This is a genomic window from Pantoea sp. Ap-967 (assembly GCF_011752565.1).
GTDB lineage: Bacteria > Pseudomonadota > Gammaproteobacteria > Pseudomonadales > Pseudomonadaceae > Aquipseudomonas.
This window is the reverse complement of record NZ_VWXK01000013.1, coordinates 108,445-127,117: the sequence shown is the minus strand read 5'-3', so window position 1 is coordinate 127,117 and position 18,673 is coordinate 108,445. Positions and strand designations below refer to the sequence as shown.

General features: G+C 61.4%; 18 protein-coding genes and 2 pseudogenes. 9 read left to right on the top strand and 11 right to left on the bottom strand.

The annotated features are described in order from the left end of the window. Nucleotides 1–19: 19 nt before the first annotated feature. The 3 genes from hpaE to F3J45_RS15925 are packed head-to-tail and all read right to left on the bottom strand — an operon-like array spanning nt 20 to nt 2,921. Nucleotides 20–1,480 (bottom strand): 5-carboxymethyl-2-hydroxymuconate semialdehyde dehydrogenase, encoded by a 1,461-nt coding sequence (gene hpaE / locus F3J45_RS15935; RefSeq protein ID WP_167064463.1) that lies wholly within the window; start codon nt 1,478–1,480, stop codon nt 20–22. 5 nt (nt 1,481–1,485) lie between these two features. Next, nucleotides 1,486–2,253 (bottom strand): fumarylacetoacetate hydrolase family protein, encoded by a 768-nt coding sequence (locus F3J45_RS15930; RefSeq protein ID WP_167064352.1) that lies wholly within the window; start codon nt 2,251–2,253, stop codon nt 1,486–1,488. Then, a complete protein-coding gene (locus tag F3J45_RS15925) occupies nt 2,250–2,921 on the bottom strand; it encodes a fumarylacetoacetate hydrolase family protein (protein ID WP_167064349.1) in 672 nt (223 codons plus the stop codon). Before F3J45_RS15925 ends, F3J45_RS15930 begins: the two co-directional genes overlap by 4 nt. A gap of 176 nt (nt 2,922–3,097) precedes the next feature. Here F3J45_RS15925 and hpaA point away from each other — a divergent pair, with 176 nt between their 5' ends. The 4 genes from hpaA (at nt 3,098) to F3J45_RS15905 (ending at nt 8,815) form a co-directional block, all read left to right on the top strand. Next, on the top strand, nt 3,098–4,003 hold the full coding sequence (hpaA, locus tag F3J45_RS15920; protein WP_167064346.1) for a 4-hydroxyphenylacetate catabolism regulatory protein HpaA: 906 nt from the start codon (nt 3,098–3,100) through the stop codon (nt 4,001–4,003). A gap of 197 nt (nt 4,004–4,200) precedes the next feature. Continuing rightward, nucleotides 4,201–4,623, top strand: a complete 423-nt coding sequence (gene hpaR, locus F3J45_RS15915) for a homoprotocatechuate degradation operon regulator HpaR (RefSeq protein ID WP_167064342.1) — start codon at nt 4,201–4,203, stop codon at nt 4,621–4,623. An 87-nt stretch (nt 4,624–4,710) separates the two neighbouring features. After that, complete coding sequence (locus F3J45_RS15910; protein ID WP_167064339.1) at nt 4,711–5,907, top strand: Bcr/CflA family multidrug efflux MFS transporter; 1,197 nt, start codon at nt 4,711–4,713, stop codon at nt 5,905–5,907. 88 nt (nt 5,908–5,995) lie between these two features. Then, nucleotides 5,996–8,815 (top strand): insulinase family protein, encoded by a 2,820-nt coding sequence (locus tag F3J45_RS15905; protein ID WP_167064336.1) that lies wholly within the window; start codon nt 5,996–5,998, stop codon nt 8,813–8,815. 48 nt (nt 8,816–8,863) lie between these two features. On the opposite strand, the gene F3J45_RS15900 is transcribed toward F3J45_RS15905, so the two are convergent. Then, nucleotides 8,864–9,511 (bottom strand): ferric reductase-like transmembrane domain-containing protein, encoded by a 648-nt coding sequence (locus tag F3J45_RS15900; RefSeq protein WP_167064334.1) that lies wholly within the window; start codon nt 9,509–9,511, stop codon nt 8,864–8,866. Between the two features lie 121 nt (nt 9,512–9,632). Further along, on the bottom strand, nt 9,633–10,838 hold the full coding sequence (locus F3J45_RS15895; protein ID WP_167064331.1) for a zinc-dependent alcohol dehydrogenase: 1,206 nt from the start codon (nt 10,836–10,838) through the stop codon (nt 9,633–9,635). A 449-nt stretch (nt 10,839–11,287) separates the two neighbouring features. Here F3J45_RS15895 and F3J45_RS15890 point away from each other — a divergent pair. Beyond that, nucleotides 11,288–11,878: pseudogene (locus tag F3J45_RS15890) on the top strand (MFS transporter); the annotation flags it as partial. A gap of 57 nt (nt 11,879–11,935) precedes the next feature. Here F3J45_RS15890 and F3J45_RS15885 read toward each other — a convergent pair. Both F3J45_RS15885 and F3J45_RS15880 read right to left on the bottom strand, forming a co-directional pair. Then, the gene (locus F3J45_RS15885) at nt 11,936–12,745 is read right to left on the bottom strand and encodes an alpha/beta fold hydrolase (protein ID WP_167064328.1); all 810 of its coding nucleotides are present in this window, start codon (nt 12,743–12,745) and stop codon (nt 11,936–11,938) included. Nucleotides 12,746–12,834: 89 nt separating this feature from the next. Further along, the gene (locus F3J45_RS15880; RefSeq protein WP_167064325.1) at nt 12,835–13,734 is read right to left on the bottom strand and encodes a LysR family transcriptional regulator; all 900 of its coding nucleotides are present in this window, start codon (nt 13,732–13,734) and stop codon (nt 12,835–12,837) included. Between the two features lie 107 nt (nt 13,735–13,841). Here F3J45_RS15880 and F3J45_RS15875 point away from each other — a divergent pair, with 107 nt between their 5' ends. Together F3J45_RS15875 and F3J45_RS15870 are read left to right on the top strand one after the other, a co-directional pair. Next, complete coding sequence (locus F3J45_RS15875; protein WP_167064322.1) at nt 13,842–14,504, top strand: RraA family protein; 663 nt, start codon at nt 13,842–13,844, stop codon at nt 14,502–14,504. A gap of 1 nt (nt 14,505) precedes the next feature. Further along, nucleotides 14,506–15,171, top strand: a complete 666-nt coding sequence (locus F3J45_RS15870; RefSeq protein ID WP_167064320.1) for an RraA family protein — start codon at nt 14,506–14,508, stop codon at nt 15,169–15,171. 24 nt (nt 15,172–15,195) lie between these two features. Here the strand turns inward: F3J45_RS15870 and dapA are convergent, their stop codons facing one another. Further along, a complete protein-coding gene (gene dapA, locus F3J45_RS15865) occupies nt 15,196–16,062 on the bottom strand; it encodes a 4-hydroxy-tetrahydrodipicolinate synthase (protein ID WP_167064317.1) in 867 nt (288 codons plus the stop codon). A 345-nt stretch (nt 16,063–16,407) separates the two neighbouring features. Here dapA and F3J45_RS15860 point away from each other — a divergent pair, with 345 nt between their 5' ends. Continuing rightward, a complete protein-coding gene (locus F3J45_RS15860) occupies nt 16,408–16,548 on the top strand; it encodes a LysR family transcriptional regulator (protein ID WP_167064314.1) in 141 nt (46 codons plus the stop codon). Further along, nucleotides 16,539–16,955 (top strand): zinc-binding dehydrogenase, encoded by a 417-nt coding sequence (locus F3J45_RS15855; RefSeq protein ID WP_167064311.1) that lies wholly within the window; start codon nt 16,539–16,541, stop codon nt 16,953–16,955. Before F3J45_RS15860 ends, F3J45_RS15855 begins: the two co-directional genes overlap by 10 nt. 69 nt (nt 16,956–17,024) lie before the next feature. Here the strand turns inward: F3J45_RS15855 and F3J45_RS15850 are convergent, their stop codons facing one another. The 3 genes and pseudogenes from F3J45_RS15850 to F3J45_RS15840 form a co-directional block, all read right to left on the bottom strand. Next, entirely contained in the window at nt 17,025–17,249 is a 225-nt protein-coding gene (locus F3J45_RS15850) for a hypothetical protein (protein WP_167064308.1), read from the bottom strand. A 167-nt stretch (nt 17,250–17,416) separates the two neighbouring features. Then, nucleotides 17,417–17,692: pseudogene (locus tag F3J45_RS15845) on the bottom strand (porphobilinogen synthase); the annotation flags it as partial. Next, nucleotides 17,691–18,543, bottom strand: a protein-coding gene (locus F3J45_RS15840) for an IS5 family transposase (RefSeq protein ID WP_167064305.1) whose coding sequence is annotated in 2 segments (ribosomal slippage) — nt 17,691–18,189 and nt 18,188–18,543 — 855 coding nt in all. Because the reading frame shifts where the segments join, the coding sequence is not laid out codon by codon here. The gene F3J45_RS15840 and the pseudogene F3J45_RS15845, both read right to left, overlap by 2 nt. Nucleotides 18,544–18,673 lie beyond the last annotated feature (130 nt).

Genomic DNA, 18,673 nt, shown 5'->3' with positions numbered 1-18,673 from the left:
TTTTCCATGAGAGCGGCCTTTACACGCCCCAGCGCGGGATATGGTGGCTGCCCATGGAAATGCACACGTTCTTGATTTCGGCGAACACTTCGAAGCTGTATTGCCCACCCTCGCGGCCGGTGCCCGAGCCTTTCACGCCGCCGAACGGCTGGCGCAGGTCGCGCACGTTCTGGCTGTTGATGAACACCATGCCGGCCTCGATGCCACGGGCCAGGCGGTGGGCCTTGCCGATGTCCTGGGTCCAGATGTACGAGGCCAGGCCGTACTCGGTGTCGTTGGCCAGTTGCAGTGCCTCGGCTTCGTCCTTGAAGGGAATCAGGCACACCACCGGGCCGAAGATTTCTTCCTGGGCGATGCGCATCTTGTTGTTCACATCGGCGAACACGGTGGGCTGGATGAACTGCCCCTTGGCCAGGTGCGCCGGCAGGTTGGCAGGGCGCTCCAGGCCGCCGGCAACCAGGCGCGCGCCTTCCTCGATGCCGATCTTGATGTAGCCGGTGACCTTGTCGTAGTGCGCCTGGGTGATCATCGAGCCTACTTGAGTCTTCGGGTCGGTCGGATCACCGACGATCAGGCGCTTGGCGCGGGCGGCGAATTCGGCGACGAACTGTGGGTATACGCTCTCCTGGATGAAGATGCGGCTGCCGGCGGTGCAGCGCTCGCCATTGAGCGAGAAAATGGTGAACAGCGCAGCGTCCAGGGCGCGATCGAGGTCGGCATCTTCGAAGATCAGCACCGGCGACTTGCCGCCCAGCTCCATCGAGTATTTCTTCAGGCCAGCGGTCTGCATGATCTTGCGCCCGGTGGCGGTGCCGCCGGTAAACGAGATCGCACGCACATCCGGGTGGCGCACCAAGGCGTCGCCAGCGGTGGCGCCGTAGCCCTGGATCACGTTGAGCACACCATTGGGAATGCCGGCCTCGACCGCCAGGCGGCCCAGCTCGTTGGCGGTCAGCGGCGACAGCTCGCTCATCTTCAGTACCGCGGTGTTGCCCAGGGCCAGGCATGGCGCGGTCTTCCAGGTGGCGGTCATGAACGGCACGTTCCACGGCGATACCAGGCCACACACGCCCACCGGCTGGTACAGGGTGTAGTTGAGCATCTGGTCGTCGACCGGGTAGCTGTGGCCGTCCATGCGGGTGCACACTTCGGCGAAGAAGTCGAAGTTGTGCGAGGCGCGCGGAATCAACACGTTCTTGGTCTGGTGGATCGGCAGGCCGGTGTCGAGGGTTTCCAGTTCGGCCAGCTTCGGCACGTTCTGGTCGATCAGCTCACCCAGTTTGCGCATCAGGCGGGCGCGTTCCTTGGCGGGCGTGTTGGCCCACTTGGGGAAGGCTTCCTTGGCCGCAGCCACGGCCTGGGCGACTTCCTCGGCGCCGCCGCTGGCGACTTCGCAGATGGCATCGCCGGTGGCCGGGTTGTAGTTGACGAAGGTGTCTTTGCTTTCGACCTCACGGCCGTTGATCCAATGCTTGATCATGCTGCTCATGCCTTGTTGTTCTTGAAGAAGTCAGCTTCGCTGACGATACGGTTGACCAGGCGGCCGACACCTTCCACTTCCACCACCACTTCATCGCCCGGCACCACGTCGGCCAGGCCCTCTGGGGTGCCGGTGGCGATCATGTCGCCCGGTTGCAGGGTCATGAAGCTTGAGAAGTATTCGATCAGGTGCGGGATGTCGAAGATCATGTCCGCGGTGGTGCCTTCCTGCTTCAGCTCACCGTTGATCCAGGTACGCAGCTTCAGGTTGCTGACGTCCGGCACATCGGCGGCGTCGACGATCCATGGGCCGACCGGGGTGGTGGCGTCGCGGTTTTTTACCCGCAGGTTGGGGCGGTAGTAGTTTTCCAGGTAGTCGCGGATGGCGTAGTCGTTGCACACGGTGTAGCCGGCGACGTAGTCCAGGGCGTTTTCACGCTTGACGTTCTTGGCCGGCTTGCCGATGACGGCCACCAGCTCGCACTCGTAGTGCATGTATTCGACGTTGTCCGGGCGCCAGGTAACCTGGTTGTGGCCGGTGTAGGTGCCCGGCGACTTGATGAAGGCCAGGGGCTCGGTGGGCGGTGCGAAGGCCAGTTCCCGGGCGTGGTCGGCGTAGTTCAGGCCCAGGGCGAACATGCTGCCGTTGGCAGGTGGCAGCCACTCGACCTGGTCGGCGGCGACAAGCCGGCCGTCGTTGAGGCGAACGGCACTGTTGTCTTCGACGGTGACAGCCTGGACGCTGCCCTCATAGCGAATGCGCGCGTGTTTCATGCTTGGCCCTCTGTGTCAGCCACGATGGTATTTGCCAAACGGCCCAAGCCGGTGATCTCCACCTCGACGAAGTCGCCAGGCTGCACATCGACACGGCCCTCGGGGGTGCCTGTGATCAGCACGTCACCGGCGTGCAGGGTCATGAACTCGCTCAGCTCGGCGATCAGCTGCGGGATGCTGCGCACGAAATTGGCCGTGGTGTTTTCCTGCACGACGTTGCCGTTGACGTAGAGCTTCAAGGTCAACTGATGAGGGTCTTTCACTGCATCGGCGGGGACCAGTTCTGGCCCGATCGCGCAGAACCCGTCGCGGCACTTGGCCTTGACGGCAGGGCGGTAGTAGCTGTCTTCGGGCAGGCTGTATTCGTTGACGATGGTGTAGCCGGCCACATGGGCCAGGGCCTCGGCGGCGCTCACCCGGCTGGCGTCCTTGCCGATCACCACGCCCAGCGCAGGGCCGGGTTGCAGGCGCTCGCCGGCAGGCTGGATGACATCGGCGCCATGGGCGTTACGGGTGTTCGGGGTCTTGATGAACAGCACCGGCTTGACCGGCGCCTGTTTGTAAGGTGGCTGTTCAAATTCGGTGAGACGTTGCTGCAGCAGACCGTTGTAGTTCAGCGCAACGCCAAACAAGGTGCCGTTCGCAGCGTCATGCAAGGCATGGCTCATGCTTCTCTCCTGGCAGTGGTAGGGCGGAAAAGCCTTACCGGCAATTCGTTAATGTGTTAACGTTATATTTAATATGTTAACGATCGTCAAGCACTCATGCGTGGCGCTGCTGTTCTGGCCGGTGCAACATAGGCCGGGCGGCCCGCTTGGACGATGACAACAATGAGTACGCCTTGATGAGCGATCGGCAACCCATCCCGAATATCAACATTGGCCAGGTCTACGACCAGCGCTACAGCGACAGCGAGGTTCATTACGACCGCCTGGGCAACCTGGCCGGGTTCTTCGGGCGCAACATGCCGGTTCACCGGCACGACCGGTTTTTCCAGGTTCATTACGTGAAGACCGGCACCGTGCGGGTGTACCTGGATGACCAGCAGTACATCGAGGCCGGCCCGATGTTTTTCCTGACGCCGCCGACGGTCGCGCATTCCTTCGTCACCGAGGCCGACAGCGACGGGCATGTGCTGACCGTGCGCCAGCAGCTGGTCTGGCAATTGCTTGAGGCCGACGGTAGCCTGGTGGCGTCGGGGCTTCAGGTGGCGCCGGCCTGCGTGGCGTTGTCTGGCCTTGCGCCGATCTACCAGGCCGAGGCGCGGCGCGTTGAGCTGTTGTTCGAAGAACTGAGCTATGAGATAGCCGAACAGCGGGTGGGGCGCGGCGCCGCCCTGGAGAACCTGACCCGGCTGATCATGATCAGCCTTCTGCGGCTGTGCTCCCATTCCGCGAAAGCGACCCCGGCGCGGCGCGAGGACCTGAAGATATTCCACCGCTTCAACGAGCTGATCGAGGCGCACTACCGGGAGCACTGGCCGTTGTCTCGCTACGCGGCGGGCATTGGTGTGACCGAGCCGAGGCTCAACGATGTGTGCCGGCGCATTGCCGACCTGCCTTCCAAGCGCCTGATCCAGGAGCGGCTGATGCAGGAAGCCAAACGGCTGCTGCTGTTCAGTGGCAGTTCGGCAAACGAAGTCTGCTACCAGCTTGGCTTCAAGGACCCGGCTTATTTCAGCCGATTCTTCCAGCGCTATGCCGGCTTGACGCCTGGCGACTATCGGCAGCGCCACGCGGGGCTGAGTTGATCTGGACACGGTTGAAGGGCTCCGGCCATCTTGATTGTTGTAGCCCGATGGTGGCAGCTTCGCCGGCGCTGGAAAATGAGGTTTTCGTGGGAGAAATTGTACTTTTCATGGGTTCTGCCCACGCTGGCAGGGCCTTCGCCAAACCTACGGCGGCATGCTTCCCAGCTGCCGTTTCGTTTAATTGACATGGTTGGATCATGGCTAAACCTAGACCTTCACTGACATTGACACTTCTGCAGGCCAGGGAAGCGGCGATGGCATTTTTCAGGCCATCGCTCAATGAGCATGACCTCACCGAACAGCAATGGCGGGTAATTCGGATTCTCAGCCAGCAGGGCGAGTTGGAGAGCCATCAACTGGCGCAACAGGCCTGCATCCTGAAACCCAGCATGAGCGGTGTGCTCAGCCGGCTGGAGCGCGATGGCATCGTGCTGCGGCAGAAATCCCAGCAGGACCAGCGCCGGGTCTTCGTGAGTTTGAGTGAGCGCGGGCAGGCGCTGTTTGCGGCCATGAGCGGTGACATGGAGAAAAACTACCAGCGGATCCACGCGCAATTCGGCCAGGAAAAAATGGAACAGCTCATCGCCTTGCTCAACGACCTCAAGCGCATCGAGCCTTAGGGTCACGGTGCCTGCAGGCAGTAAGTGCCCGCATAACGTTAAGATGTTATCGTTTTCCTCGACCTTTGAACTCGCAGTGGAGCACACATGCTGGACAACCCGCGACGCCTGATCATAGTGCTGGCCGCCCTGGTGGCATTTGCACCGTTATCGATAGACACCTACCTGCCCAGCCTGCCATCCATTGCCGAGGACTTGAACGCCAGTGCGGCCAGCGTGCAGATGACCATTGGCGTGTTCCTGGCGGGATTGTGCATTGGCATGCTGTTCTACGGCCCACTGTCGGACCGTTACGGGCGCAAGCCCTTGCTGCTGGGGGGCATGGTGCTGTACCTGGTGGCGTCGGTGGGTTGCATGCTGGCAGGCTCCGTGGAGCAACTGATCGCCTGGCGCTTCCTTCAGGCGCTGGGCGGGGCTGCAGCTTCGGTGCTGGCGCGTACCATCGTCAGGGACCTGTTCTCCCTGGGCGACGCTGCGAAAACCTTGTCCTTGATGCATCTGGTTACCATGCTCGCTACGCTCGTGGCGCCGCTGGCCGGTAGCTTCCTGATGCTGATCGAGGGTTGGCGGGTGATATTTGCCGCGCTGTTCGGGTTCGCGGCCATCTGCCTGCTCGCCTGTGTGTTCAGCATCCGCGAGACGCATCACCCCGACAATCGCAGCCAGTCGCTCGTCGCTGCGCTGATGGGTTACTGGCGCATCGCGAGCGACCCGACGGCCATCGCCTACATTCTGTGCATGGGGCTTTCGTTTGGTGGCATGTTCGCCTTCATCACGGCGTCCCCCTACGTTTACATCGGCTACTTTGGCGTCTCGCCCCATGGCTATGGTTGGTTGTTCGCCCTGAATATTGGCGGCGTCATCATCATGACCGTGGCCAACGCCCGCTTGGTCAGCCGGCTCGGCGCCCTGCGCATGCTGGGCGTCGGGGCACTGTTCGCGGGGTTGTCCGCCGTGGGCCTGCTGGTGCTTGGCAGCCGCGAGTCGGTGACGCTCTGGGGCATCGTCGGGTTGGTGATCCTGTACGTCAGCGTCACGGGGCTGATGGGGGCGAACTGTGTGGCCAGCTTGCTCAAGCGCTTCCCTGCAAACGCAGGCGCTGCAGCTGGGCTTGCGGTGTCGGCCCAATTCGCCCTGGGCGCCGCGTTCAGTGCCTGGGTGGGAAGCCTGGCCCATGATTCACCGCGGCCGATGTGCCTGGTGATTGCCGCTGCGGGTATCGGCTCTGCGCTGAGCTACATGGCCATCAGGCTGCGGGCCAACCGGGCAGTGGCGCCGGCCTGATGGCTTCATGTGCGGCAAGCCATTCTGTAACATGGCGCATTTATACCTGTCAGGACTGACAGGTTTCTGACTCGAATGGATGCGTTGAATGGCCTTGCCCAGCTTTCGTCTGCCAACATTGTTGATGGCAGCACTGTTACCTTGCACCTCGATGGCGACGGCGTTGATCGTCTCGCCCAAGGACCCACACCAGTATCGCAGTTTCCAGTTACCCAACCGCTTACCTGTCCTGGTCATCCACGACCCGGGCGCCACCCACGCCGCCGCGAACGTTGCGGTGGCCACCGGAGCCGCCGCCGACCCCGCCGACCTGCCTGGCCTGGCGCACTTGACCGAGCACCTGGTGTTTCTCGGCAGCAAACCGTTCCCGGATCCCAATGGCTACAGCGGGTTCATGGGCAGGGTAGGTGGCAACTTCAACGCCACCACCAGCCTGTACAGTACCGACTACTACTTCTCTGTACCCGCCAACGCCTTGCCCGAGGCGCTGGATCGCCTGGGTGCCACCCTCTCGACGCCGCTGTTCGACCCGCGTTATGTCGACCGTGAGCGCAATGCGGTGGATGCCGAGTTCCACCTGCGTGCTGACTGGGAGGGGGTGCGCGTAGGCGAGGCGCTTGGCCAAAGCCTCAACCCTCGTCACGCGATGGCGGCATTTCATATCGGTAACCTGCAGACCTTGGGCGGTGACCCAGCGCGTCTGCGCGAGCGGGTAGCGGCGTTCACCCGTGAGCACTACAGCAGCCTGAACATGCAACTGGTGCTCAGCGGCCCGCAGTCGCTTGATGCCTTGCAGGCGATGGCCAGCAAGAGCTTCGCCCAGCTCCCGCAAGGCTCGGTGGCAGCGACTTCGGCGAGTGCTGACCTGGTGACGCCGGGCTTGCTGCCGGCCACCTTGAACGTGAAGCCGATCAAGCCAACCCAGCGCCTGTTGTTTGTCTTCCCCGTCAATCGAAATGCACCGGCGGCGCCAGACACGGCAGTGGTGCTTTCGCAGATCACCGCACGCGGGCCGGGCAGCTTGCAGGACGCCTTGCGCAAGGCCGGGCTGGCTCGCGGTGTTGGCGTTCACTGGATGCTGCACCAGCATCAGCAAGCATTGCTGGGGATTGAAATCGACCTTGGGCTACACACCCGCGCCGATCTTGACCGTGTTCAGGCCAGCGTCTTCGCCTACCTCGATCTGATTCGCCAGCAGGGCCTGGAACCTTGGCGGTTGCGCCAGGACGCCCAACTGGCTGCGCAACGCTTCGCCGAATTCCAGCCGCGCCAGCCGCTGCAACTGGTGCGCGAAATTGCCGAGAACAGCAAGGCTTACCCACTGCAGGACTGGTTGTTCGGCCCTTACCGGCGTAGCGACAGTGACGTGCGCCCGGCCGCCACGCTGCTTGCAGCACTGACGCCGAACAACCTGCTGCGCGTCTGGATATCGCCCGAGGCGCAGACGGATACGGCAACGCCATGGATGAACGTGCCCTACACATTGGCACGCCTGCCAGACTGGCCCACAGCCCAGCCGGTGAGCGAGCTGGCGTTGCCGCCAGCCAACCCCTATGTGGCCGACGACTTCACGCTGTTGCCCCTGGCCGAGCATGCCCCGCGCCAGTTGATCGACACCCCTGGGCTGCGCCTTTGGCACGCGCCTGAACAGCGCTTCGAGGCTCCTCGTGCCTCCTGGCGGTTGTCGCTGCGCACGCCCGCTGCGGACTCTGCGGCCGAATATGTTTACCTGAGCCTCTACGTGCTGTGGGCGCAGGACCGGCTGCAGAATACCTTGCGCGACGCCCGTGGCGCGGGTTTGCAAGGCACTGTCGACATCGACGATGGAGGCTTGATGCTGCGCCTGGACGGCCTGCGCCAGCGCCAGCCGCTGTTGCTCGAAAGCATGCTCGCAGTGCTGGCCGATACCGAGGTCGACGCCGCAAGTTTCGACCGGGTGGTTGGCCGAGCCCGGGAGTACTGGCAGCCGCAGAGCCCTTCGACCCCGGCTGCAGCCATGGACAGTTCGGTGCAGCTCATTCTGTCCCCTGGCAACTGGCTGCCTGCTGAAAGCCTCAAGGCGCTGAGTCAGGTCACCCTCGCCGAGTTTCGCCAATGGCGCCTCCAATGGCTGAGCCAATTGCATGTGGACGCCATGGCCGTCGGCAACCTGGCGGCGCACGATGCCGAGGCCATCGGCCAGTTGCTGGAAAGCCGGCTGCACCCACGGGTTGCCGCCGCACAGGTTCCTTTTACCCGCAACCGGCAATTGGCCGCAGGTTTGCCCCTGGCCCGCACCGAGAGCACCAGCCGCGACAGCGGGCTGACCTTGCTCTGGCCGCTGCCCGGCGAGGGGCTTGAAACCCAGGCAGATAGCCTGCTGCTGGCGCAACTGATTCGTACGCCGTTCTACCAAACGCTGCGCACAGAACAGCAGACCGGCTACTTGGTTTTCACCGAAGCCCACCCGGATTGGCGCCGCCCGGGGTTACGGCTGACCGTGCAATCGAGCGCCTACCGCAGCGACGAGATCCGCCGCCGCATGCAGGCCTTTCTCGACAATGTGGAACAGCGCATCGCCCAGCTTGACGAGCAGTCGCTGGGCAAACTGCGCGGCGCCGTGGTGGCCAACCTCAACGCCCGCGTCCAGAGCGCGAATGTTTTGGCCGATCGCTACTGGGCAGAAATGGTCATCGGTGAGCACGGCTACAACAGCGTTCAGCGCATGAGCAGCGTGCTTGGCGAGCGCAGCAAGGCGCAACTGTCGGCCAGGTGGGCGGCCATGCGCCAGGCCCCGGCGTTGTGGTTGGCGTGCGACCCGGGCGAGCCGCAGAACCTGGCCAGCTTCACCCGAACCCCCACGCAACTGCAATGGCTGCCAACGGTTACCGAGGCACGTCCCGAGGCAAGCACCGCTGGGCGTGAGTGACGCACAGATGGGTAGGGCAGCAGGGGCCTCAAGCACAGGCCCCTGGCACTACCTGGCATTACCTGATGCCGTAGCGGCCTTGGGGTTGCGGCGTGCGCGGATGGCCAGCTTCGCGGTGAGCTTGAAGAGTACGGCGCTGACCATCAGCGCAAAGCCCAGCGGATACCAGGAACCCATAGGGATCCGCTTGTACAGCGACAGCATGAAAATGCCCGCAATCACCCAGGTTCCGGTGCTGTGCAGCCCCTTCCAGGCACGCGCGCCGAGCAGTTTCATGGCGCCTGGGAAGGAGGTGAGGGTCAGCAGGATGATGAACAGGTAGCCAATTGAGCCGGGAATGTTCGCAGCTGCCGTGCGGCCCTGCCAGAAGGTTTCGGGAAACAACTGTACATAGAGAAGGATCAGCAGCGCATGCACCGCGTGGGAAAAGGCAAAGGCCAGGCCCAGGAAGCGGCGGTTGCGCAGCAGGTTGCGGGTGAAGTCAGTGGGCACCAGGGCGGCAACGGACGACGCGAGGAAGGTGGCCAGGAACAGGATGAACGACGTGCGGGCTGTGGTTCGGATTGCGCTGCGCAGGGCGTCCACCCAATGTGGCTGGGCCCACAGGGCCAGTGAGGTGACGAGCAGTACCAGCAGGGACAACAGGGTGAACAGTGGCCAGCCTTGCAGGCTGGCGGGTTTGACTTGGCGGTTCATGGCGGGCTCCGAAGTGGCAACGCGGCATACGGGAAGTTGCCGCGTTTCGAGGCGCCATGGTGACAACGGCGGTTATCCGGGTTATGTCGGGAATGGCTCGCCGTGTATCACTCTGTACCCGCTATCGGTCGGTGGCTGAGCCCAGTGTTCCTGATGCTGCCCCGGGCGTAAGGATCACTTTCCGGCAATTGTCGGTTTTCTGATCGAACATCTTGTAACCCTTGGCTGCGTCCTCTAGCGCAAGGCGGTGGGTGACAATCAGCTCGGGCTGCAGGCGCCCAGCTTCGATATGCTCAAGCAGCTCGGGAAGGTACTTCTGAACATGGGTTTGGCCCATCTTGAAGGTCAGGCCCTTGTCGAAGGCTTCGCCGAAACTAAAGCCGTGTACGAACCCCGCATAGACCCCGGGCACACTGACCACGCCGCCACGGCGTACCGCCGCAATGCTCTGGCGCAGGGCCTTGCCACTGCTGCCTTCCAGTTTCAAGGCGGTCATCAGCGAATCCGTGGCGCTGCCTTTGGCTTCAAACCCGACCGCATCGATCACCGCATCCACACCACGCATACCGGGTGTGTGGCGAATGATGCTGTCGGCGGGGTCATCATCCTTTTCGAAGTGGATCGGGATGACGCCGTAGGCGTCCCGGGCGTAGGCCAGCCGATGGTCGCTGTTGTCCACCATGATGATGATGCTCGCACCCAGCATTCGTGCGCAGGCGGCGCTCAGCAGCCCCACTGGGCCGGCGCCATAGATGGCCACCGACGACCCCTTGCCGACCTCGGCATTGGTGACGGCTTGCCACGCGGTGGGAAGGATGTCGGAGAGGAACAGCACTTTGTCGTCAGCCAGGGTAGTTGGCACTTTGAATGGCCCGACATTGGCTTTGGGCACCCGGACGTAATCCGCTTGCCCACCAGGAATACCCCCATACAAATGGCTGTAGCCAAACAGCGCTGCGCCAGGTGGAATGCCTTTTTTGTGGATGACGGCGCCGGGCCCGGTGTTGGTGGTTTCGCAGGCCGCGAACAGGTCGTGCTGGCAGAAGAAGCAACTGCCGCAGGCGATGACAAACGGGATGACCACGCGGTCGCCAACTTTGACGTTGGTTACATCCGCGCCAACGTCCTCGACAATGCCCATGAACTCGTGGCCGAAGATATCACCCGCTTCGGTTTCTGGAACCCTGCCGTGGTAAAGATGAAGGTCAGAACCACAGATGGCGGTGGCGGTGACCCTGAGAATGATATCGTCGGAGTGTTCGATGATGGGGTCGGCGACGGTATCCACTCGAACATCATTGGCGCCGTGATAGGTCAGTGCTCTCATTGTGTCAGCTCCTGCAGTGGTAGGAGTGAGTTAAGCAGGGAATCGGCCCACTGTGGGAACAATGGCCCGCAGTGCGCGACGTGCTGAGCTTGGGCATTGTCGAGATTGCGTGGGTTTTGTACATGCTTGGAGTACAGATGTGCTCCTTCCGAAAACAGCGTTATGGCTAATGCTGTTCACTTCACGACAAGCCAGCTCCCACAGGATCCGGTAGGAGCGAGCGCAGCTCGCGATGGGCTGCAAAGCAGCCCCAGCACTATGAGCCGCGAGGCTGAAACCCTGGGGCCGCTGCGCGCCCCATCGCGAGCTGCGCTCGCTCCTACCAGGGGCGGCGCTGGCCTGGAGATGGGGCTTGTCGTGGCGATGAACCGCTGCGTGGGCCGCAGAGCGGCCCCAATTAGCAACGGCTCTCCCGCCCGTAGTACGGCGGGCCATGCCCGCCAGGCATAATCTACGCCTATGCCTCGATCTACTTCGCCGCGCTGTTCTTCCCTCAGGGCGATCAGACCACGCAACTGCTCGCCACGGCAGGCATCTTCGCCGTCGGCTTCTTCATGCGCCCGCTGGGCGGATGGATCTTCGGCTACCTGGCCGACACCCGCGGCCGACGGTTCTCCATGATTATCTCGGTGTTCCTGATGTGCGGCGGTTCGCTGATGATCGCGGTACTGCCCACCTATGACACCGTCGGCATGGCCGCCCCAGTGCTCCTGCTGATCGCCGCGTTCTATACGCCAGTGACGGGCGTGCTGAAAGCCGACCTGTACCCGGCAACGGTACGTGCGCTCGGTGTTGGCTTGCCTTATGCCATTGGCAATGCCTTGTGCGGCGGCACGGCCGAGTACGTCGCGCTGATGTTGCGAGGCGCCGGTGTCGAGTCGGTTTTCTATTACTACGTCGCCGCCATGAGCGCGATTACCTTGCTGGCTGCGGTGCTTATGCCCGACTTGCGCAAGCACGGCTACCTTGACGGTTGCGGTGCGGTCGAGGAAAACACCGGCTGGCGCTCGCGCCCGGACTTTACGTCCGCCCGCAACTGACATCTGCAAGCTTCGGGCAACTGCATGATGCGTTGCCTGAAGCCATCATCGATCAGCTCAGACGCGCGCTTGCAGTGCCTTGATGTGCTGCCACATCAGCGCCGGGTTGGAATACATCGGGAAGTGGCCACAATCGGGGATGCATGCCAGTTGCACCCCTTTGGCAGCGATGTCGCCGAGGTAGGAAAGGTGGGCGTTGGTGATGCCGTACATGTACTGGCGCGGGAAAGGCAGCGCCAGGAATTTCTCCATCAGGCCGCCGTTGTCCGATAGCTCGACCATGGACTCGAAGATGCCACGGACCGCCCCGGTACGGACTTTGTGCGCGAGGCTCGCCGCGTAAAGCGCGCTGGCAGGGTCGGCGGCAAGCCGGGTGCGCGCGATGAAGTCGCGCATGAAGCGTGCATCATCCTCGCGTTTGTGCTCAAAGATCTGTCGGCTGAGGAAGCAATCCTCAGGCGCGATGTTGCCCTCGATGTCGACGAAACTCAACACGCGCTCTGCAGAGGCGTCAGCGAGCATCAGCCCGGTCAGGCCCCCCATGGAGTGACCGACCAGATGGAACCTGTCGACGCCAAAATGTGCAAGTGCGGCCAGGGCTGTCTTCACCATTAACGGGATGTTGATGCGAGCGAGATCGCTGCATTCGGTTTCACCGCAACCAGGCGCATCGTAGGCAATGAAGGGGTGCCCTTCGAATGCCGGTTGCAGGGTGATGTCGGCATAGTCTTCCTTGGTTGAACCGAACCCATGCAGGAAGAGGATGGGTGCCTTGGGACCGGACCGATGGAGCACTGCCAGGTCCAGCAACACGCCATCGATGTTCAACGGCAATTTCTCGTGAGTGAAGCGAGCAGGGTGTGCCACGGTGGGAGCTCCTTTTACAGAGGCCGCAATGTCGGTCCAGCCCGGCATTTTGTAAAATACGAAGCTGCGAACCCAGCCATATGCCCAGCCTATGATGGAAAAACCTGCTTGGCCTGATCGATCATCGCCTCCACCAGCGGGTTACCGTTGACGCCATGCCACGCCATGGCGGTAGTGACAACCTTCACTTCCGGCTGCAAAGGCCGCACCAGCACATTTTCCGGCGCCAGTTTGTTCATCGAGGTCGGCACCAAGGCGATGCCCTGGCCGCAACTGACGAACGCCACCTGCGATGAAACAGAGCGCACCTGATGCACGATGCGCGGCGCGAAGCCGCTGGCTTTGCATAGCCCAACCAGGTAATCGAAGTACACAGGGCTTACGTCTCTGGACGCCATCACCAGCGTTTCATCGGCAAGCGCCTTCAGGTCGATGGCTTCACGGGCGGCCAAAGGATGATCCTTGGGCATCGCGACCGCCAGGCGGTCTTCTGACAGCGCCATCGACTGCAGGTGGCGGCCCAGGTTGCCTTCCAGGCGTGCGAACGCAATATCGATATCGCCGGCCTCAAGCGCCGGAATGGCCTCCGCACTATCGATCTCTCGAACCGAAACCGTGATCAACGGGTGGTCCTGCTTGAAGCGCTCGATCAGCTGCGGCAGCACATCGATCATGGCCGATGTGATCGCCCCGATGGTCAGCACGCCAGAGTGCCCGGCCACGGCCTCGTGAACCGCCAACTCCAGCCGCTCCAGTTGATCGGCAAATTTTCGCACTGCAGGGAGGATTGCAGCGCCGGCGGCGGTGAGTTGGGCGCCACGGCGAGAGCGGGTGAACAGTTGAACGCGAAGGGAGTGTTCGAGCGCTTGAATTTGCTCGGTCAACGGGGGCTGCGACATGCCCAGGCGCTTGGCCGCACGGCTGAAGTTCTGGTCCTCGGCAACGGCCAGGAACAACCAGAGGTGGCGTATCAAGCGAAAGTTGATCACAGCGCTATTCCATAGGTTTGTAGTATGGATAGCTTAGGTTATTGGTAATATACGTATCAAATATCGGCGCAGATACTCAAGCCTCACTTACCAGAGGCCTGCAACCCATGAGCTTGAACGCCCCGCTTGATCGCCTGGCTGCGCTCGATACCAACACGGTGTCGGACGCGCTCGACTTCCTCCAGCTTCCTGGCGCCACCAACGGCCTGATGCCGCTCTGGAACTGCCCGAAGATCGTTGGCCGCGCCAGTACTGTGCAGTTGGGGCCAAAGCAGGACGTGGCGCCCACCGCTCACCTGATTACCCCGGTCGTGGAGCAGATCACCAGCGACGACCGCGTGCTGGTGATTGCCGGTGGCGCCGATGGCATCTCCAGCTGGGGCGACATCCTGGCCAACGCAGCCCAGCGCAAAGGCATCCGCGGCTCGATCATCGATGGCTTCAGCCGTGACATCCGCGGCAGCGCCGATATCGGCTATCCGGTGTTCGGTCGCGGCGTGACCATGATCAGCGCACGTAAACGGCTCATCCAGATCGACGCGGCTGTTGGCGTTCGCATGGCCGGCGTTGAGGTTGAGGAGGGCGACTACGTCATCGCCGACGAATGCGGCACCGTTTTTGTCTCGGCCGACGCCATCGAGAAAGTGCTCGATCTGGCCGAGCGTATTGACCGGCGCCAAGCCGGCATGGTGGATGCCGTCCGGGCCGGCCGCTCGGTCGAGGAAGTGATGCACGACAGCCAATTCGAAGCCATCACGGTGGAGCACTGACATGAGCCTTTGCGATAAAGATCTCGTTGCCTTGTTCGATGGCCTGGATACCCCGGGCGTGTCCGACGCGATGGACAAACTGGGCCTCCCAGGCCAGGCCTTCGGAATTGCACCACTGGCCAACTATAGCCAGGTGGTGGTCGGTCCAGCCTTCACTGTGCAGTACGTCAGTGCGAGCACGCCGCCCGGCACGGTGGGCGACTTCATTGATGAGGTAGCACCAGGTGACGTAGTGGTCATCGCCAACGAAGGCCGTACCGATTGCACGGTGTGGGGCGACATCATGACCCAGTACGCCCTGGCGCGCGGTATCGCGGGCACCGTGATTGATGGCGTCTGCCGCGATGTGAACAAGGCACTGGGCGAAGGCTACCCGCTGTTCAGCAAGGGCCGCTTCATGCGTACCGGCAAGGACCGCGTGGAAGTCGTGGCCATCAACCAGCCCGTTTCAATTGGCCATGCCCGGGTCTGTGCACGCGACATCGTCGTCGCTGACGTCAATGGTGTCGTCATCGTCCCACGTGATCGTGCCCAGGAAGTGGCTGAAACGGCACGCCGTATCGAACACGTTGAAGCGCAGATCCGCGAGCAGATCGCCAGCGGAAAGCGCCTCAAGGAAGCCCGCGCCGCCCTCGGTTACCATGGTTTGCAGAGTAGGCAACCATGAGCCTTAGCCGCCTGCATGGGGTTTTTACAGCGATATAGACGGGAGCATTTCGCGAACACGCTCCATTGTCACTGCACTGCAGGGCTGCATCGGTTCGCGAAGCTCATTGGCGATAAGGCCTTCAACAGCCAGCGCGGCTTTTATTACAGCTGGGTTTGGTTCGCTGAAAGCTGACTGTATCCACGGCAGCAGTCGGTAGAACAGCGATCGAGCATCGTGGATGGCCCCCCTGTCCAGATCGCGCACCACCTGAACGTAGAGACTTGCATGGATATGCGCCGAAGCTGATATGGCGCCAGCACCGCCCAGGGCGAGGTTAGTGAAGATTTGGATGTCTTCGCCCGTGAGCACTTGGGCATGGCCGTCGTTGATCAGCGCCATGGTGGTTTCGATGTCTCCGCCGCAATCTTTTACTGCGACGATGTTTGCGTGCTGGACGATCCGTCTGATCGTCGCCCGCTCGATCCTAACGCCAGTCCGGTAAGGAATGTCGTAAAGCACCACAGGAGCGGAAGACGCGTCAGCAACGGCTTTGAAGAAGGATTCGATGCCTTGCTGGGAGGGACGGATGTAGTAGGGCGCGGGGACTAGAATGCCGGCAATGGCATAGCTTTGGAGTTTCTGCTGGAACGCCAGCACTTCCTGCAGATTGTTTCCCGAGAGGCCCATGATGACTTGGCTCGGGTGGGCGACCCTCAGTACGGCATCCAGCACCTTGAGCTGCTCATCCTCACTCATCGCGGCAGCTTCGCCAGTAGTACCGCACACGACCAAGCCTCTCACACCTTCAGCCAACAGTTTCTTCGCTAACCCTTGAAGCGCCTCGAAATCGACCTGGCCCAAACGAAAAGGTGTGACCAGCGCTACCCAGATACCGCGGAAATTAGACATGCATTACTCCTCAGGAAGACCGATAGTCGACGTCAGAGGAGGGGATGGGAATCAAGCGGGGAGGAGACCTTGCGCTATCTGTCCTGTCAGCTCATCTGACGGGACAGCGCCCCGGTCAAATGAGCGGCTGTTTCTTGGATTTCTTGGCAACGGACACGCATGCGCATGCCAGGGCAGAAAAGCCCTTGGCAGTCAGCATGTGGTCGGTGATGAGAATCATGGATGATCCGTTGCAAAGCGGTGCGTTTGGATAATGCACAAGTCAGTGCGGCTGGGTCAACAGGTTGCTTGACTGAACAGCATTGGTAAGCTGCGGCGGTTCAACCTCTTTACCTGGAGTCATCAATGGATGTGCTGAATGCGATGCAGGTGTTCGTGAGCGTCGTGGAGACGGGCAGCTTTACCAACGCTGCACAGTCGCTCCACATGCACCGGCCGGCTGTGTCTAAGTCAATTCAGCTTCGGATGCTGGGGCAGTGCACGTGATCGCAACGGCTGAGGAGGACCTGGTCGCCGCAGTGGCTCGCATTACAGACGGGAAGGGGGCGCGCATGGCCTTCGACCCCGTGGGTGGCCCCGAGGTGGGAAATATCCTGCGGTCGCTGTCTTACCTCGGGATTTTCTTCCAGTACGGTGCGCTGGAAACGTCTGGCATCAGCGTGCCGGTGATGGAACTGCTCGGCAAGGACTTGACCCTTCGGGGTTACCAGCTTTTCGAGGTTACCCAGGATGAGGCACGGCTGAACAGGGCCAAGGCGTTTATCACCGACGGTTTGGAGAATGGCAGCTTGCGTCCAATTGTCGGCAAGGTGTTCAAGTTCGACGAGATCGTTGAAGCGCACCGCTATATGGAATCAAACAACCAGGTGGGCAAGATCGTTGTAGAGCTCTAGATCAATCCTGTACGGGGGGCTAGCCAGAAGGGCTGGCCTTGCTCGCGAGGTGCCTGTCCAAGGCGCTCGTTAATCGTCATGCAGCAACCCGGAACTGTACTCGCCAAAGCTGTTGCTCAAGGCGTTACCGTGGAAATTCATCTGCTTTCCACTGTTCGTCGGCCCCGGGCCAAACCCCGCTGGCGCCACGGAGTCGGTCGAATAATCGTTTCGGGTGCTCACGCCTGATACCGAACAGGCGCTCAGGAACAGAACACCGCCCAGCAGTGAAACTTTGACGAGGTTAGCGATCATTTTTGACTTCCTGTGGAGTTGAGGCGCGGGAACATGACCTTTTGGTGTTTATCCTAGGCCTCGCCGTGGCGGTTTATCATGAAACTTTTCCTCGACCGACATCTTCTGAGGTAAGGGCTCACGTTGCCAAAGTCGCCTATTGATACAACGTGGGCCGTGCGCAGGTGTCAGCCGCGCTTGAGTCGTTCAGCGGCTTCGATCGCGAAGTAGCTGAAAATGCCACAGCAACCCGCGCGTTTGAATGCCATCAGTGACTCCAGGATGACTTTATCCGGGTCCAGCCAGCCGTTGTCGATCGCGGCCCTGATCATCGAATATTCGCCGCTGACCTGATAGGCGAATGTCGGTACGGCAAACAGGGCCCCCGAAGAGCCCAGCGCATCCCGAAACGGCCCGAAGAAGCCGGACGCATACTTGGCGGCGTAGGACATGAGCCTCACGTTAGGTTCTGTACGAAAAGTAATGTCGTAGACACCGCCGCCAACAGGCCAGCGTAACCATGGCGGCGTAGCTTTGCGCGAGCTTGCAGTAACGGGTTCCCAAGCGACGGTGCTCCTTCAACCAACCAAACAGCCGCTCGATGATGTTTCGTTCTTTGTACTTCGGATTGTCGAGCAGGCGTGGCAATCCAAGTTTAGGCTTACGCTTCATGGCTCGGAAAGGAATCACCGGCTGCATGTGATACCGGTCGCAGTACCGCCGTAGAGCATCTGAGTCGTAGCCCTTGTCGGCTACCAGCATGCGGCATCGCTTGCGCGGCCGGCCCCCTTTGGTCGGGAGGTAGACGCCGTCGAGCAAAGGCTGGGCATGGGAGATGTCACTGGCTTGTCCGCCAGAAAGGGTGAAGTGCAATGGAACACCTCGGGCGTCGCAAACCATATGAATTTTCGTAGTTAATCCTCCGCGGCTTCTACCGAGCGCGTGGTCCGCAGGTTCTTGCGCCCCCTTTTTTGCCTGCTCCAGATGAGGCTCGGCTCGCTTTGACCGCCGTTGAGTCAATGCACCAAGTGTCCAGATCAATCAGGCATTCAGCATTGAGCCTGATATGCAGCCGTTTAAGCATCTGGTTGAAGATGCCCTGGTTTCGCCAGTCTCGAAATCGCTGATAAACCGTTGACCACGGGCCGAATCGCTCAGGCATGTCGCGCCAGGTTGCGCCGGAGCAAAGTACCCACAACACGCCGTTGAGCATCAAGCGATCGTCAGCTCTTGGGCGCCCTGTACGTTGATGTGTAGTAAAAAGCTCAGCGACTATGGCCCAGTGCTCGTCAGAAAGTTCGTATCGCTTGGGCATAGCAGAATCCTTCGCCTAAAAGGCGAGAACTCTACGGAAAATCAGGCCTCCAGAGGCTTTTGCGGGGTTTCAAAGGTTTTCGTACAGAACCTAGGTGATGAGGCTTACGGTCGGGTCACAGAAGCTACGC

Coding starts and splice junctions, on each gene's coding strand:
- F3J45_RS15925 (WP_167064349.1), bottom strand. CDS start 2,921: ATGAGCCATGCCTTGCATGACGCTGCGAACGGCACCTTGTTTGGCGTT.
- F3J45_RS15850 (WP_167064308.1), bottom strand. CDS start 17,249: ATGATCGCTAACCTCGTCAAAGTTTCACTGCTGGGCGGTGTTCTGTTC.
- hpaA (WP_167064346.1), top strand. CDS start 3,098: ATGAGCGATCGGCAACCCATCCCGAATATCAACATTGGCCAGGTCTAC.
- hpaE (WP_167064463.1), bottom strand. CDS start 1,480: ATGATCAAGCATTGGATCAACGGCCGTGAGGTCGAAAGCAAAGACACC.
- F3J45_RS15895 (WP_167064331.1), bottom strand. CDS start 10,838: ATGAGAGCACTGACCTATCACGGCGCCAATGATGTTCGAGTGGATACC.
- hpaR (WP_167064342.1), top strand. CDS start 4,201: ATGGCTAAACCTAGACCTTCACTGACATTGACACTTCTGCAGGCCAGG.
- F3J45_RS15930 (WP_167064352.1), bottom strand. CDS start 2,253: ATGAAACACGCGCGCATTCGCTATGAGGGCAGCGTCCAGGCTGTCACC.
- F3J45_RS15905 (WP_167064336.1), top strand. CDS start 5,996: ATGGCCTTGCCCAGCTTTCGTCTGCCAACATTGTTGATGGCAGCACTG.
- F3J45_RS15910 (WP_167064339.1), top strand. CDS start 4,711: ATGCTGGACAACCCGCGACGCCTGATCATAGTGCTGGCCGCCCTGGTG.
- dapA (WP_167064317.1), bottom strand. CDS start 16,062: ATGTCTAATTTCCGCGGTATCTGGGTAGCGCTGGTCACACCTTTTCGT.
- F3J45_RS15860 (WP_167064314.1), top strand. CDS start 16,408: ATGGATGTGCTGAATGCGATGCAGGTGTTCGTGAGCGTCGTGGAGACG.
- F3J45_RS15870 (WP_167064320.1), top strand. CDS start 14,506: ATGAGCCTTTGCGATAAAGATCTCGTTGCCTTGTTCGATGGCCTGGAT.
- F3J45_RS15875 (WP_167064322.1), top strand. CDS start 13,842: ATGAGCTTGAACGCCCCGCTTGATCGCCTGGCTGCGCTCGATACCAAC.
- F3J45_RS15900 (WP_167064334.1), bottom strand. CDS start 9,511: ATGAACCGCCAAGTCAAACCCGCCAGCCTGCAAGGCTGGCCACTGTTC.